This is a genomic window from Mesorhizobium sp. CA4 (genome assembly GCF_020165075.1).
Lineage (GTDB): Bacteria > Pseudomonadota > Alphaproteobacteria > Rhizobiales > Rhizobiaceae > Mesorhizobium.
On sequence record NZ_JAIUHK010000001.1, the window covers coordinates 267018 to 280494 of the forward strand.

16 protein-coding genes are annotated in these 13477 nt (G+C 63.3%); 4 read left to right on the top strand and 12 right to left on the bottom strand.

What is annotated here, in order from left to right:
* Positions 1–168 precede the first annotated feature (168 nt).
* From grxD to LB528_RS01335, 5 genes are all read right to left on the bottom strand, one after another.
* Positions 169–504: a Grx4 family monothiol glutaredoxin gene (gene grxD, locus LB528_RS01315; protein WP_040981263.1), complete on the bottom strand. Its 336-nt coding sequence runs from the start codon at positions 502–504 to the stop codon at positions 169–171.
* Between the two features lie 151 nt (positions 505–655).
* Positions 656–889 carry a BolA/IbaG family iron-sulfur metabolism protein gene (locus LB528_RS01320; protein WP_040995401.1) on the bottom strand — a complete coding sequence of 78 codons (234 nt, stop codon included), beginning with the start codon at positions 887–889 and terminating at the stop codon, positions 656–658.
* A gap of 99 nt (positions 890–988) precedes the next feature.
* Positions 989–1513: a hypothetical protein gene (locus LB528_RS01325; RefSeq protein WP_224713565.1), complete on the bottom strand. Its 525-nt coding sequence runs from the start codon at positions 1511–1513 to the stop codon at positions 989–991.
* On the bottom strand, positions 1510–3741 hold the full coding sequence (gene purL, locus LB528_RS01330; RefSeq protein WP_224713566.1) for a phosphoribosylformylglycinamidine synthase subunit PurL: 2232 nt from the start codon (positions 3739–3741) through the stop codon (positions 1510–1512). Before purL ends, LB528_RS01325 begins: the two co-directional genes overlap by 4 nt.
* 148 nt (positions 3742–3889) lie before the next feature.
* Positions 3890–5299, bottom strand: a complete 1410-nt coding sequence (locus LB528_RS01335) for a PLP-dependent aminotransferase family protein (RefSeq protein ID WP_224713567.1) — start codon at positions 5297–5299, stop codon at positions 3890–3892.
* Between LB528_RS01335 and LB528_RS01340 the strand changes: the two genes are divergently transcribed.
* Entirely contained in the window at positions 5298–5639 is a 342-nt protein-coding gene (locus LB528_RS01340; RefSeq protein WP_318012256.1) for a DUF1127 domain-containing protein, read from the top strand. The genes LB528_RS01335 and LB528_RS01340 overlap by 2 nt on opposite strands.
* 18 nt (positions 5640–5657) lie before the next feature.
* Here the strand turns inward: LB528_RS01340 and LB528_RS01345 are convergent, their stop codons facing one another.
* The 5 genes from LB528_RS01345 to purC all read right to left on the bottom strand — a co-directional run bounded on the left by LB528_RS01345 (position 5658) and on the right by purC (position 8532).
* Complete coding sequence (locus tag LB528_RS01345) at positions 5658–6305, bottom strand: Pr6Pr family membrane protein (protein WP_224713568.1); 648 nt, start codon at positions 6303–6305, stop codon at positions 5658–5660.
* Between the two features lie 8 nt (positions 6306–6313).
* Complete coding sequence (locus tag LB528_RS01350; RefSeq protein ID WP_224512126.1) at positions 6314–6724, bottom strand: hypothetical protein; 411 nt, start codon at positions 6722–6724, stop codon at positions 6314–6316.
* A gap of 39 nt (positions 6725–6763) precedes the next feature.
* Complete coding sequence (purQ, locus tag LB528_RS01355; RefSeq protein ID WP_224512125.1) at positions 6764–7432, bottom strand: phosphoribosylformylglycinamidine synthase subunit PurQ; 669 nt, start codon at positions 7430–7432, stop codon at positions 6764–6766.
* Between the two features lie 2 nt (positions 7433–7434).
* Positions 7435–7674 carry a phosphoribosylformylglycinamidine synthase subunit PurS gene (gene purS, locus LB528_RS01360; RefSeq protein WP_224512124.1) on the bottom strand — a complete coding sequence of 80 codons (240 nt, stop codon included), beginning with the start codon at positions 7672–7674 and terminating at the stop codon, positions 7435–7437.
* A 63-nt stretch (positions 7675–7737) separates the two neighbouring features.
* Positions 7738–8532 (bottom strand): phosphoribosylaminoimidazolesuccinocarboxamide synthase, encoded by a 795-nt coding sequence (gene purC, locus LB528_RS01365; RefSeq protein ID WP_040995384.1) that lies wholly within the window; start codon positions 8530–8532, stop codon positions 7738–7740.
* 274 nt (positions 8533–8806) lie between these two features.
* Here purC and LB528_RS01370 point away from each other — a divergent pair, with 274 nt between their 5' ends.
* The gene (locus tag LB528_RS01370) at positions 8807–9127 is read left to right on the top strand and encodes a DUF1476 domain-containing protein (protein ID WP_217577192.1); all 321 of its coding nucleotides are present in this window, start codon (positions 8807–8809) and stop codon (positions 9125–9127) included.
* A gap of 218 nt (positions 9128–9345) precedes the next feature.
* Positions 9346–10119: an HpcH/HpaI aldolase family protein gene (locus LB528_RS01375; RefSeq protein ID WP_224713569.1), complete on the top strand. Its 774-nt coding sequence runs from the start codon at positions 9346–9348 to the stop codon at positions 10117–10119.
* An 8-nt stretch (positions 10120–10127) separates the two neighbouring features.
* Here LB528_RS01375 and LB528_RS01380 read toward each other — a convergent pair whose 3' ends face one another.
* Positions 10128–10685 carry an RBBP9/YdeN family alpha/beta hydrolase gene (locus LB528_RS01380; protein WP_224512121.1) on the bottom strand — a complete coding sequence of 186 codons (558 nt, stop codon included), beginning with the start codon at positions 10683–10685 and terminating at the stop codon, positions 10128–10130.
* A gap of 189 nt (positions 10686–10874) precedes the next feature.
* On the opposite strand from LB528_RS01380, the gene LB528_RS01385 reads away from it, so the two are divergent.
* Positions 10875–11687, top strand: a complete 813-nt coding sequence (locus LB528_RS01385; protein ID WP_224713570.1) for a VOC family protein — start codon at positions 10875–10877, stop codon at positions 11685–11687.
* Between the two features lie 248 nt (positions 11688–11935).
* Here LB528_RS01385 and purB read toward each other — a convergent pair whose 3' ends face one another.
* Positions 11936–13243 carry an adenylosuccinate lyase gene (gene purB, locus LB528_RS01390; RefSeq protein ID WP_224713571.1) on the bottom strand — a complete coding sequence of 436 codons (1308 nt, stop codon included), beginning with the start codon at positions 13241–13243 and terminating at the stop codon, positions 11936–11938.
* Positions 13244–13477: the final 234 nt, after the last annotated feature.

A 13477-nucleotide genomic window follows, 5' to 3' on the forward strand; every position in this document is an offset into this window, starting at 1 on the left:
GCTGCGCTGCTGCCTGCTTGTCCACCGCGAAATCCGATTCTTCAAACGAACATGCGCCGGATTACCGGCGCATCCATTCGTCTCGTTCTCAGATCCGAGAACTACAATGCCGAGGTGGGGGCGGCCCCGGAAGCGAGTGTCCGCCGGCCGGTCGCCGACGCAATCCGATCAGGCGGCGCCTTTGACGCTGACGCCCTTTTCGACGAGGAAGTCCTGCAACTCGCCGGCCTGGAACATCTCGCGCACGATGTCGCAACCGCCGACGAATTCACCCTTCACGTAGAGCTGCGGGATGGTCGGCCAGTTCGAATAATCCTTGATGCCCTGCCGCAATTCGGCCGAGTCGAGCACGTTGACGCCTTTGTAGTCGGCCCCGATGTAGTCGAGGATCTGCACCACCTGGCCAGAGAACCCGCATTGCGGGAAGCCGGGCGTGCCCTTCATGAAGAGCACGACGTCGTTGCTCTTCACTTCATTGTCGATGTAGTCGCTGATGCCGGTCATGGACAATCCTTTCATGCCTGTGGGAGTCAGGCTCGAAGCATGTCCTTCAAATAAACCCATAGGGTGGCTGAAACAAGACGTTAGCCGTGACGCTACTTGAATGGCGCAAGGGATAACGTGATTTGGGCCAAGGCCTGACGGCCGGCAGCGCTCAGTCCGGGACGCTGGTCTGCAGCGCCAGAGCATGCAGCACGCCGCCCATCTTGCCCTTCAGCGCATCATAGACCATCTGGTGCTGCTGCACGCGGCTTTTGCCCCGGAAACTCTCCGCAACGACCTCGGCCGCGTAATGGTCGCCGTCGCCGGCCAGGTCGCGGATCGTCACCTTGGCGTCCGGGATGCCTTCCTTGATCAGCTTTTCGATGTCGTGGGCATCCATTGCCATGGCAAAATCCTGTTTCAAACGGGCACGCTACGTATGTGACTCGGGTGAGCCTAAAGCCTTTCCGGTCCGGGTTGAAGCCGTTCCGTCGGATGATGAAGCCTAGGAATTGTCCCGGCTCGGATGAATCACGCCGTCTTCGGTGACGTCATCGCGCGTCGAATAAGCGCGGCCGAGGCTGAAGACCAGCACGTAGAGCGGGATGTTGACCAACAGGCTGAAGATGGGAAGATAGCTCGTCATCCGCCATGCGGTTGAGAAGAAGGCCTGGCCGTAGCCGTCGCAGATCAAGGACGAGCCATAGTCCCAAACCGCCCCGATCACCGCTGCGACGGCGAAGAGCTTGATGCAGATCGCGATATGCCTTGCCTGCGCCGGCTCAGGAGAAAGCCTGTTCCACAGCACGAGGCAGACGACCGGAACCGCGTAGATCAGGGTCTGCATGATAAGCATCGGCAGCGTGCCGTTCGCCGCCGCCAGGAACTCGGCGCGGGTTTCCAGCCGCGGGCAGACCTCGCTCGAGGTCGTCGACAGCAGGAAAAGCACGAACGGCCCGAGAAACCAGAAGAAAAACAAAGACGGCCAGAAAACGACTGCAACCAGCGCCCTGGCGGTCAGCCTCGTCAACTGGCCTGATCCATGAAGCGCGGGAACCAGCCCTCATGGGCGGTGGTCAATTCACTGACCGGGATCGGTCGTGCGTCACCCAGTTTCAATTCATGCCCGCCGGTGGTGCCGATCCAAGGCGCGAAGACGCCGAGCTTGCCCTGCTCCTCGCGGATCCTGTCCCATTCGCCGCTTTGCGGGTCGATCGACAGCGTCAGCAGATAGCGGCCCTGGTCCTCGCCGAACCAGACCGGAATCGGGTCGGTGCCGGTGAGGCCCGGGATGGTGGCGCCGATGCCGGAGGCCATCGCCATCTCGGCTAGCGCTATCGCTAGGCCGCCGTCCGAGACATCATGCGCGGCGGTCACGATGCCGGAAGCAATCAGCGAGCGCACATGGTCGCCGACGCGCTTCTCATGCGCGAGGTCGACCGGCGGCGGCGGTCCGTCGGCTCGGCCATGGATGTCGCGCATATAGACGGACTGGCCGAGATGGCTTCCCCAACTCGGCGGCGCGCCGACCAGCACGATCATCTGGCCCTCGGCGGCAAAGCCAATGCGCGCCATCTTCGACCAGTCGGCGATCAGGCCGACGCCGCCGATGGTCGGCGTCGGCAGGATGCCGCGGCCATTGGTTTCATTGTAGAGCGAGACATTGCCGGAGACGATCGGGAAGCCGAGCGCGCGGCAGGCATCGCCGATGCCTTTGATGGCGCCCACGAGCTGGCCCATGATCTCGGGCCGCTCCGGATTCCCGAAATTGAGGTTGTCGGTGGCAGCAAGCGGCAGGGCGCCCGTTGCCGTCAGGTTGCGCCAGCATTCGGCGACGGCCTGCTTGCCGCCTTCGTAGGGATCGGCCTCGCAGTAGCGCGGCGTGACGTCGGAGGAGAAGGCGAGCGCCTTGGTAGGGTGGCCTTCGACGCGCACCACGCCGGCATCGCCGCCGGGAAGCTGCAGCGAATTGCCCTGGATCAGCGTGTCGTACTGCTCCCACACCCAGCGGCGCGAGGAGAGGTCCGGTCCGCCAAGCATTTTCAGCAGCGCGTCGGCGACATCGGCCTTCGGCGCGTCGTTTGCGGCAAGCGGCGCTGGCTTCTTCGCCTCGACCCAAGGGCGGTCATATTCCGGCGCCTGGTCGCCCAGTTCCTTGATCGGCAAATTGGCGACCTCGTCACCCTGATGGATGACGCGGAAGCGCAGGTCGTCGGTGGTCTTGCCGACGATGGCGAAGTCGAGCCCCCATTTGCGGAAGATCGCCTCGGCCTCCTCTTCCTTTTCCGGGCGCAGCACCATCAGCATGCGCTCCTGGCTTTCCGACAGCATCATCTCATAGGCGCTCATGCGCTCCTCGCGCACCGGCACCTTGTCGAGATCGAGCTCGATACCGAGGTCGCCCTTGGCGCCCATCTCGACGGCAGAGCAGGTCAGGCCGGCCGCCCCCATGTCCTGGATGGCGATGACGGCGCCCGACGCCATCAGCTCGAGGCAGGCCTCCAGCAGGCATTTTTCGGTGAAGGGATCGCCGACCTGCACGGTCGGGCGCTTCTCCTCGATCTTGTCGTCGAATTCGGCCGAGGCCATGGTGGCGCCGCCGACGCCGTCGCGCCCGGTCTTGGCGCCGAGATAGACCACTGGCAGGCCGACCCCCTTGGCCTGGGACAGGAAGATGGCGTCGGTTTTGGCAAGACCCGCCGCGAAGGCGTTGACCAGAATGTTGCCGTTGTAGCGCGCATCGAAATTGACCTCGCCGCCAACGGTCGGCACGCCGAAGGAATTGCCGTAGCCGCCAACGCCCGAAACCACGCCCGCGACAAGGTGCCGGGTCTTGGGATGATCCGGCGCGCCGAAGCGCAGCGCGTTCATCGCCGCTACAGGCCGCGCGCCCATGGTGAAGACGTCGCGCAGGATGCCGCCGACGCCGGTCGCCGCACCCTGATAAGGTTCGATGTAGGACGGGTGATTGTGGCTTTCCATCTTGAAGACGACACAGTCGCCGTCGCCGATGTCGACCACGCCGGCATTCTCGCCTGGACCCTGGATGACCTGCGGACCGCTGGTCGGCAGCGTGCGCAGCCATTTCTTGGAGGATTTGTAGGAGCAGTGCTCGTTCCACATCGCCGAGAAGATGCCGAGCTCGGTGAAGCTTGGCTCGCGCCCGACCAGATCGAGGATGCGCTGGTATTCGTCGGGCTTCAGCCCATGCGCGGCGACGAGCTCGGGAGTGATCGGCACGGAATTCGGAATGGTCATGAGCGGCGATTTTTGTCCGTGGGAGAGGGGAGTTTCTTTGAGTCTCCTCTTATCGCAAGCTTTTGCGTGATACACCCCATCGGATGACGAAAAAAGCCGGAAACTGCCCCTGCCGGCGGAGGTCGGGGCCTAGAGCTCGCCAGCTTGATCAGGAAAAACTGTCGTAGCCGGCGCGGCCTTCGTCGAGCAGGCGGCGGATGACGGCGACGCCGCCGGCGACATCCGTGCTTTGCCGCGGCTGCGACACGCCAAAGCGCACGCCGTGAAAGACCTGCTCGGAGCGGCCGGCCTTGAACTCGTCCTCGTCGTCGATGAGCACGCCTTGCGCCAGGCAGGCGTTCTTGAAGGTGCCGGATAGCCACGGGTCCGGCAGGGTCAGCCAGACGAAGGGCACGTTGTCCCGCGCCTTGAAATCAAAGCCCGCCAGCACGTCGCGCACGATGGCGAGGCGCGCCTGGATTTCGCCAATGCAGCGCTTGCGGATCTCGCCCGCCTGCCCCGACATCACCAGCCGCGTGCCGACCTCGGCCAGCAGGAAGGGCAGGCCGCCGGTCATCATCTTGTGCGCGACACGGATGCGGTGGCGGTAGGCCGGCGGGCAGGAAAGCCACCCGCCGCGCACGCCCGCCGCGACCGACTTCGACAGGCCGCCGGCGACGATCGTGCGCTCGGGCGCATATTCGGCCAGCAGCGGTGTCGGGTCGTCGGTGAGTTCGCCGTAAAGATCGTCCTCGATCAGCGCAACATTGTACTCGCGCGCGATCCTGGCGATCGCCTGCCGCCGCTCCGCCGACAGCGTCACAAGCGTCGGGTTCTTAGCGGTCGGCATCAGGAACATCAGCTTTGGATGTTTCTGCGCGCAGACGCGCTCGAAATCGTCCGGGTCGATGCCATCCTCGTCAGTCGAAACCAGCGCCGTGCGGCGGCCGATCAGCCCGGCGCTGCGCGCGATCTGCGAATAGGTGAGATGCTCGAAGACCACGTAGTCGCCGGGCATGGTCAGCGCTGCGATCGCCGCCATGACCGCGGCATGGGTGCCCAGCGTCGGCACGATCGAATCGAGCGAGGGGCGGAAGGCATTGCGTGCCAGCCAGCGGCTTCCGGCTTCGTACCAGCGTTCGGGAAAATCCCGCGTATAGCTCGAAATGTCGTGCGGATGCTCCTGCGCGGTGCGTGCCAGCATGTCGACGATCACCGCGCCCTGGCCGACATCGGGCGCGGCGGTGCTGTCGAAGCGCAGCTTGCCGCTTGGTGCGTCGATGGGGCGCGTGCCCTGGATAGCAAGTTCCAAATCCGGTTTCGGGTCTGCGGTGCGCTGGCCGAGCACATAGGTGCCGCGGCCGACTTCGCCGCTCACCAGACCGCGCTCGCGCAGCAGCTGATAAGCCCTGCCGATGGTGCCGACGGTCGTGCCGATGTCATAGGCGAGGTCGCGCTGCGGGGGCAGTTTTGCACCGGCGTCGATGACGCCCTTGTCGATATCTGACTCAATGCTGTCAGCAAGACGCTGGTAGAGCGGACCAGAGCCGGAGGAAAGATCGGGGAGCCAGTTTGTCATGGTGACAATTTTCTATATTGCACCGCGCGATGAGTCAATTCATATCGATCTCGCGATTGATAAGGTACAATCGGAACAAGGCAGAATGACAATGGATACAATCGAGACAATTCGCTATACTCGCCTGGCTTTTGGCGCGCAGGCCGAGCCCATGGCCAATCGCAGCTTCGTCGGCCGCATCGCGGTTGTGCTCCGTTCCATCGCCAGGCAGATCGACCGCATGCTGGAGCGCCGGCGCGGCCGTCTCGCGCTCATGGAGATGACGGACGATCAGTTGAAGGATATCGGTATCTCGCGCTGCGACGCCCATCGCGAAAGCATCAAGGGGTTCTGGGAGTGATGCCTATCGGCGGCTCGATTAGACGCGGGTTGCGGGCTTTGCCCGCAACCGGCCGATGCCATGATCGACAAGCACCGCAAGCACGGCCAATCCGATGAACAGGGCTGTGACGCCCAGGGCCGAAACGGCGACGCTGGCCGCGCCGTCCTTGGCGACATCAAGGAACGGATAGGGCACTTCGCCGGCGAAGCGCGCGCGTATCAGCGCGTAGGCGAGATACGCCAGCGGATAGATCATCCACCAGGAGATATCGCGCCAGCGCGTGCTGCCGTCGGCGCCTGCGGTGAGCCACCACGCGACGAAGATGAATGGCGTGACGTAGTGGAGCAGGATGTCGCAAAGCAGGAACAGGCCCTGCGGTTGCCAAAGCCCTGCCAGCACGGTCGCATAGACGATGAAGACCAGCGTCATGGCGACCGCGACGCCGGCGCGCATTCGCTGTCCGGCAAAGGCCGGAAACCAGGCATAGCCGGTGGGTGACAGCAATGAAGCATGCACCATCACCGCCGCGGTGTTGGTGAGGATGGTGAAGAAGCTGAAATAGAAGACGATCGAGCCGAGCAGGCTGCGTCCCGCCGCCATCGACGCCGGTATGGTGATGGCGAATTGCAGGACAAGCGCAATCAGCCCGACAGCCAGTCCCGCGGTCTGCAGGAACCGGGCCATGACAATTTTCAGGCGGCAGCCGCGCAGGACGGATTGCCGGCCTGCCAGCGGGCGATATCGGAACTGATGCGCGCGCCGAGCGGCTCATTCATCAGCGGGCCAAAGGCGTCGACGCGGCTGGAATTGCCCTGCGCCTGCACCACCAGCAGCGGCTTGCCGCCATAATGCTTGGCGGGTACCAGCAGGAAACGCGGCGTGCCGCTGTAGGAATTGAGCTCATTGGCCATCTGGTAGGACTTGAAGGCCGGGTCCTTGCTGGCGATCCAGCACTTGTGCGCTGAGATGGCAACCTGTTCCATCGCAAGCAGCGAGGCGCTCTTACCCGAGGGCACCGGCGTGGTCTTGGGGCTGGATTGGCAGGAAACCAAGGCGAGCCCGGCCGCGGCCAGGAGAGCAAGGCGAGCGATCGTCAGTCTCATGGTCAGTCCGCCCCCGCGTTCCGATAGGATGTTAAAGGATCAAGCCGCGACGCCGAGCGCGCTCTCGAACAGCGCCCGGCCATCATTGCCGCCATGCGCCGCTTCGATCAGGTTTTCGGGATGCGGCATCAGGCCGAGCACATTGCCTTTATCGTTGACGATACCGGCAATGTCGTTGATCGAGCCGTTGGGATTGGTGCCGTCTGCATAGCGGAACACCACCTGGCCTTCGCCTTCTATCCGGGCAAGCGTCTCGGCATCGGCGAAATAATTGCCGTCATGATGCGCCACGGGCGAGCGGATGATCTGTCCCGGCTGGTAGCGGCGGGTGAACATGGTGTTGGCGTTGGCGATCTCAAGCTTCACCTGCCGGCAGACGAATTTCAGCGAGGCATTGCGCATCAGGACGCCAGGGAGCAGCCCCGCCTCGACCAGGATCTGAAAACCGTTGCAGACGCCGATGACGGTCACGCCCTTGGCTGCCTTTTCGGCAACCGCCCGCATCACCGGCATGCGTGCCGCTATGGCGCCGCAGCGCAGATAGTCGCCGAAGGAGAAGCCGCCGGGGATGGCGATCAGATCGACATCGGGGATTTCAGTGTCGGTCTGCCAGACGGTCGCCGGCGCCTGGCCGGAAATCTTGGTCAGCGCCGCGATCATGTCGCGGTCGCGGTTGAGGCCAGGCAGGAGGACGACGGCTGATTTCATTGTCAGGCTATCTCCACCGCGTAATTTTCAATCACCGTGTTCGCCAGAAGCTTGTCGCACATGGCCTTGAGATCGGCTTCGGCCTTGGCCTTGTCGGTTTCGGCGAGCTCGATGTCGAACACCTTGCCCTGCCGCACCTGGCCGACGCCATCGAAGCCCAGCCCGGAGAGCGCGTGCTCGATCGCCTTGCCCTGCGGGTCGAGGACGCCGTTCTTGAGGGTCACGGTGATACGGGCTTTCATCGATACTCCTGGGCAGACGGTCGTTTTAGGAAAAAGGGCCTGCCTGAGCAGGCCCGTCAGTAATTAGTGCTTCAGGCCCTTGGGCGCCTCGGAAGAGGCGACGAGTACCGGACCTGTGGGGCGCGGCGGCTCGTTCTCGTTGATGATGCCGAGACGGCGGGCAACTTCCTGATAGGCTTCGACAAGGCCGCCCATGTCGCGGCGGAAACGGTCCTTGTCGAGCTTGTCCTGGGTGGCGACGTCCCACAGCCGGCAGGAATCCGGCGAGATCTCGTCGGCGACGACGATGCGCATCATGTCGCCCTCGAACAGGCGGCCGCATTCGATCTTGAAGTCGACCAGCTGGATGCCGACGCCGAGGAACAGGCCGGACAGGAAGTCGTTGACGCGGATGGCCAGGGCCATGATGTCGTCGATTTCCTGCGGGCTGGCCCAGCCGAAGGCGGTGATGTGCTCTTCAGACACCATCGGATCGTCGAGCGCGTCGGCCTTGTAGTAGAATTCGATGATCGAGCGCGGCAGCACCGTGCCTTCCTCGATGCCGAGGCGCTTGGACAGCGAGCCGGCGGCGACATTGCGCACGACGACCTCGAGCGGAATGATCTCGACTTCCTTGATCAGCTGCTCGCGCATGTTCAGCCGGCGGATGAAATGGGTCGGGATGCCCATGCGGTTCAAGTGGTTGAAAATGTGCTCGGAAATGCGGTTGTTGAGCACGCCCTTGCCATCGACCACTTCGTGCTTCTTCTTATTGAAGGCCGTGGCATCGTCCTTGAAAAACTGGATCAGCGTCCCCGGCTCAGGCCCCTCATAGAGGATCTTGGCCTTGCCTTCATAAATGCGGCGGCGATTTTTCATTTGATTTTTTCTCTGGATCTGCGGGCAGGCGGCAAGTGACCGGTTCCTGCCCGTCTGCCTAAATTAGTAGGGCGAAGGCGGCGTTCAATGCCGGTGTTATCGCAATCGCCTTGTTTGCTCAATCCGCAAATCCCGCGAATCAACCGCTTTCGGGACCGAAATGCCGCAGCGCAGCATGCGACGAAGCATATTGACCGGCTCGCGGCCTTTTGGTTTGTGCTTGCCCATCACACATATTCACCGCCAAGCGAATCGGATTGATCGGAGGGACGTAATGAGCAGCATGAAAGACCGCGAAGAGGGTTTTGAGCGCAAATTCGCCTTCGACGAGGAACTTCGCTTCAAGGCCTCGGCGCGCCGCAACAAGGCGCTTGGCCTCTGGGCCGCCGAGAAGCTCGGCAAATCCGGCGCCGATGCCGAAGCCTATGCCAAGGAAGTGGTGGTGTCCGATATCGAGGAAGCAGGCGATCACGACGTCTTCCGCAAGATCCGCAAGGATTTCGACGCCGCCGGCGTCAACCAGTCCGATCACCAGATTCGCCGCACCATGGACGAGTTGATGGCGCAGGCGATCGAGCAGATCAAGAACAGCTGAGCCTGTATGGGCATGATGCCTCCCGAAAACCGCTTCACGCTTTTCGGCATCGTGCTTTATCCCTTTGTTTTTACGCAATTCCGGGCGGAAAACCGTTCCATACTTTTCCGGGAATTGCTCTGACTGGACCAATCGACCGCCCGGCTAAACCGGGCGGTTTTTCTTTGCCTTCACATCGTTTCCGGCCAAACTGCGGATTGTTAGCAAGGAAAGTTCCGATGTCCCTCAAATCCCGCCTGGCCGCCGACGAAACGCTTTTCACCGCATGGTCGGGCGTGCCGGACGCGCTGACGGTCGAGATCATCGCCAAACAGGGTTTCGATGCGGTCACCCTGGACATGCAGCATGGCGGACACCACGAAGACAGCGTGCTGCGCGGCCTGGTGCCGGTGCTGGCGGCCAACAAGCCGGCGCTGGTGCGCATTCCGGTCGGGCGCTTCGACATGGCGAGCCGCGCGCTCGATTTCGGCGCCGAGGCGGTGATCGCGCCGATGGTGAATTCCGTGGCCGATGCAAGGCAGTTCGCCGCCTCGATGAAATATCCGCCGCTGGGCGAGCGCTCCTGGGGCCCAACCTATGCCTTCCCGCGTCACGGCAAGGGCGACCATGCCGAATGGCTGCGCGATACGAACCAGCGCACCATGGCTTTCGCCATGGTCGAGACGCGGGCGGCCCTCAAGGCGCTGGACGGTATTTTGGATACGCCCGGCATCGACGGCATCTTCGTCGGCCCGTCCGATTTCTCGATCGCGTGGTCGAACGGCGCCACTGTCAGCTCGACGCTGGAAAGCATGATGGAAACGGTTGCGTCGATCGCCGAGCGGACGCGCAAGGCCGGCAAGCATGCGGCGATCTATGTCATCGAACCGGCGATCGCCGGGCGCGTCGTGTCGATGGGCTTCCGGCTGCTCGCCATGGGCTCGGATCACACGCTGATCTCGCTCGGCGCAAAGACGCTGCTGAAGAGCATGCGGGATTCGATCGGTTCCTGACGCCGGCGTTACGGCTCCTTCAACTCCGTCAGGAATTTGGCGAAAGTCATCGAACCCTCCGGCCACGGGCCGAAGCCGGCGTCGTGGTTGAGATGGCCGGCCTCGCCGGCATCGATGAAGAGCGATCCCCAGGCGGCGGCAATATCCTCGGCGACCGCGAAGGCGCAGAACGGATCGTTGCGGCTTGCGATCACGATGGACGGGAAGGGTAGGGGTTCGCGCGAATAAGGGCCGAAGGTCATCAGATGCCTTGGCCTGATTTCCGGATTGGAGACGTCCGGCGGCGCCACGAAAAAGGCGCCCGCGACCGGCTTCCTGAATTGCGGGATGGCCTGCACCGCCGCCGCGACGCCAAGCGAGTGCGCAACGAAAACCACAGGCCGCTCCGCCTCGTTGACGGCGTTGGCCACGCTCGCCGTCCAGTCCTCGCGGACGGGCTTGGTCCATTCCGCCTGCTCGACCCGGCGCGCCGTCGACAGTTTCGACTGCCAACGGGTTTGCCAGTGCTCTGGGCCGGAATTGGTGTAGCCCGGCACGATCAGAATATCTGCGTCTTTGACTTTCATGGCGCCGATGTAGCGAGCGGCCTTCTTGCCCGCAACCCTGTCGCCAATATCGGTGTGATCACCATTGTGAACAACTTGTTCGACAACTGCCGCCTTGTGTGAACGATCGCGATCGACGATTTGGAGAAGGAGCAAGAGCTGCGGCCTGGAAAGTCCCATATTGGGAAGCGTCGCCGAATGGAGAGTTTGATGAGCGAACTGCCTTTTGCCGCGACCACCCCGGTCAGCGTGTCGCGTGTCGGGCTTAAGGCGCGCGATGCCGAAAGCCTGGCGGCCTATTATCGCGCCGTCGTCGGCCTGCAGGAATTGAGCCGCGCCGACGGCGCGATCACGCTTGGCGCCGCCAACCGGCCGCTGCTCGTGCTTGAACAGGATTCTTCGGCCAAGCCGGAGGACCCGCGCAGCGCCGGGCTTTTCCACACCGCTTTTCTCTTGCCGTCGCGCGCCGACCTTGGCCGCTGGATCAGCCACGCCGCCGCCAATCGCATCAGTATCGAGGGCGCTTCCGACCATCTGGTCAGCGAGGCGCTCTATCTCACCGACCCGGAGGGCAACGGCATTGAAATCTATGCCGACCGCCCCCCGCAGGACTGGAAATGGAATGGCGACAAGATCGCCATGGCGACCGAGCGGCTAAACCTGCCGGCGGTGGTGAGAAGCGTGCCGGCGGGCGATGCCGGCTGGCAGGGCGCGCCGGAAAACACCATTGTCGGCCATGTGCATTTGCGTGTCGGCCGGCCGGAGGACGCGGAGGCCTGGTGGCATGACCAGTTCGGCTTCGACACCGTCGCCAAATATGGCGGCCAGGCAGTGTTCCTGTCGTCCGGCCATTACCACCACCATATCGGCGCCAATGCCTGGCAGAGCGCCGGCGCCGGCCGCCGCGATCCGTCCCGTTCGGGCCTCGCCTGGGTCGAGATGCGCTCGGACAATGTCAAGGCAGAGACGAGCAGAGAGGACCCGTGGGGCACGGTGATCAGGACCGTGCCAGGGAAGGCTTGAGCGACGGCTGCGTCAAGCTGGAGCACCCCTCATCCGTCTCGGCGCTAGCGCGCCGATCCACCTTCTCCCACAAGGGGGAGAAGGGAAGACCGCGCCGGCGCCACTGCCAATCGCGGCATCGGTGATTAGCTGAGGCGCGGGCGCCAAATTCCCGCTCCCCTTGTTGTGGGAGAAGGTGGCTTGTCGCGGAGCGACAAGACGGATGAGGGGTGTTCCAGCTGGGCGCCAGCGCGCGCCTTTGTTGGGCCTCAAGCCTCCCCAAACACCCGCTTGAAGATCGTGTCGACATGCTTCGTATGATAACCGAGGTCGAATTTCTCGCGGATATCGGCTTCGGGCAGCGCTGCCGTCACGTCTTTGTCGGCAAGCAGTTCCTCGAGAAAATCGGCGCCGTGTTCCCAGACTTTCATGGCGTTGCGCTGCACCAGCCGATAGGCGTCCTCACGTGACAGGCCGGCCTGCGTCAGTGCCAGCAGCACACGCTGCGAATGGACCAGGCCGCGGAACTTGTTGAGGTTCTTCTCCATGTTCTCGGGGTAGACCAGCAGCTTGTCGACGACGCCGGTCAGGCGCGCCAGCGCGAAATCCAGCGTCACCGTCGCGTCCGGCCCGATCATGCGCTCGACCGAGGAGTGCGAAATGTCGCGCTCATGCCAGAGCGCCACATCCTCCATTGCCGGCATGACGTAGGCGCGCACCATGCGGGCAAGGCCGGTGAGGTTTTCGGTCAGCACCGGGTTGCGCTTGTGCGGCATCGCCGACGAGCCCTTCTGGCCCGGCGAGAAATATTCTTCCGCTTCCAGCACTTCGGTGCGCTGCAGATGGCGGATCTCGATGGCGAGGCGTTCGACCGACGAGGCGATCACGCCGAGCGTGGCAAAGAACATGGCATGCCGGTCGCGCGGGATGACCTGGGTCGACACCGGCTCCGGCTTCAGGCCGAGCTTTGCCGCCACATGCTCTTCGACATAAGGCTCGATGTTGGCGAAGGTGCCGACCGCGCCGGAAATGGCGCAGGTGGCGATGTCTTCGCGCGCGTGCAGCAGCCGCTCGCGGCAGCGCGAGAACTCGGCATAGGCCTGCGCCAGCTTGACGCCGAAGGTGGTCGGTTCGGCATGGATGCCATGGCTGCGGCCGATGGTGACGGTGTCCTTGTGCTCGAAGGAGCGGCGCTTCAGCGCCGCAAGCAAGGCGTCGATATCGGCAAGCAGAATGTCGCTGGCGCGCGTCAGCTGCACGGCAAGGCAGGTGTCGAGCACGTCCGACGAGGTCATGCCCTGGTGGATGAAGCGGGCATCCGGTCCGACGAATTCCGCGAGATGGGTCAGGAAAGCGATGACGTCATGCTTGGTCACACGCTCGATCTCGTCGATCTTGGCGACGTCGAATTTGGCTGCGCCGCCTTTTTCCCAGATTGTCCTCGCCGCTTCCTTCGGAATGACGCCGAGTTCGGCCAGCGCATCGCAGGCATGCGCCTCGATCTCGAACCAGATGCGGAAGCGGGTTTCGGGCGACCAGATGGCGACCATTTCCGGCCGGGAATAGCGAGGGATCATCCGTTTTCTAAGTCCTGCCTGGGAGAAGCGTCGGCCGCGTCCTAACAGAGGCAGGCCCAATGCTCAACGCCGCTGCCGCGCAAACCAGATGCTGACCCCGACAAGTGCCGCAAAACCGAAGGCGCCGTCGGTTCGTCATCTGTCTCATGGGCGTCATGTCTATCACGTCATGGTGAACGAGACGTGCCGTGCGATGCATCCAATCCGGCGTTCATTTGTTATTGTCGGCCGTCT

Coding starts and splice junctions, on each gene's coding strand:
- LB528_RS01350 (WP_224512126.1), bottom strand. CDS start 6,724: ATGAGACTGACGATCGCTCGCCTTGCTCTCCTGGCCGCGGCCGGGCTC.
- LB528_RS01345 (WP_224713568.1), bottom strand. CDS start 6,305: ATGGCCCGGTTCCTGCAGACCGCGGGACTGGCTGTCGGGCTGATTGCG.
- purB (WP_224713571.1), bottom strand. CDS start 13,243: ATGATCCCTCGCTATTCCCGGCCGGAAATGGTCGCCATCTGGTCGCCC.
- purS (WP_224512124.1), bottom strand. CDS start 7,674: ATGAAAGCCCGTATCACCGTGACCCTCAAGAACGGCGTCCTCGACCCG.
- purL (WP_224713566.1), bottom strand. CDS start 3,741: ATGACCATTCCGAATTCCGTGCCGATCACTCCCGAGCTCGTCGCCGCG.
- LB528_RS01380 (WP_224512121.1), bottom strand. CDS start 10,685: ATGAAAGTCAAAGACGCAGATATTCTGATCGTGCCGGGCTACACCAAT.
- LB528_RS01335 (WP_224713567.1), bottom strand. CDS start 5,299: ATGACAAACTGGCTCCCCGATCTTTCCTCCGGCTCTGGTCCGCTCTAC.
- LB528_RS01375 (WP_224713569.1), top strand. CDS start 9,346: ATGTCCCTCAAATCCCGCCTGGCCGCCGACGAAACGCTTTTCACCGCA.
- grxD (WP_040981263.1), bottom strand. CDS start 504: ATGACCGGCATCAGCGACTACATCGACAATGAAGTGAAGAGCAACGAC.
- purC (WP_040995384.1), bottom strand. CDS start 8,532: ATGAAAAATCGCCGCCGCATTTATGAAGGCAAGGCCAAGATCCTCTAT.
- LB528_RS01385 (WP_224713570.1), top strand. CDS start 10,875: ATGAGCGAACTGCCTTTTGCCGCGACCACCCCGGTCAGCGTGTCGCGT.
- purQ (WP_224512125.1), bottom strand. CDS start 7,432: ATGAAATCAGCCGTCGTCCTCCTGCCTGGCCTCAACCGCGACCGCGAC.
- LB528_RS01370 (WP_217577192.1), top strand. CDS start 8,807: ATGAGCAGCATGAAAGACCGCGAAGAGGGTTTTGAGCGCAAATTCGCC.
- LB528_RS01340 (WP_318012256.1), top strand. CDS start 5,298: ATGGTGACAATTTTCTATATTGCACCGCGCGATGAGTCAATTCATATC.
- LB528_RS01320 (WP_040995401.1), bottom strand. CDS start 889: ATGGCAATGGATGCCCACGACATCGAAAAGCTGATCAAGGAAGGCATC.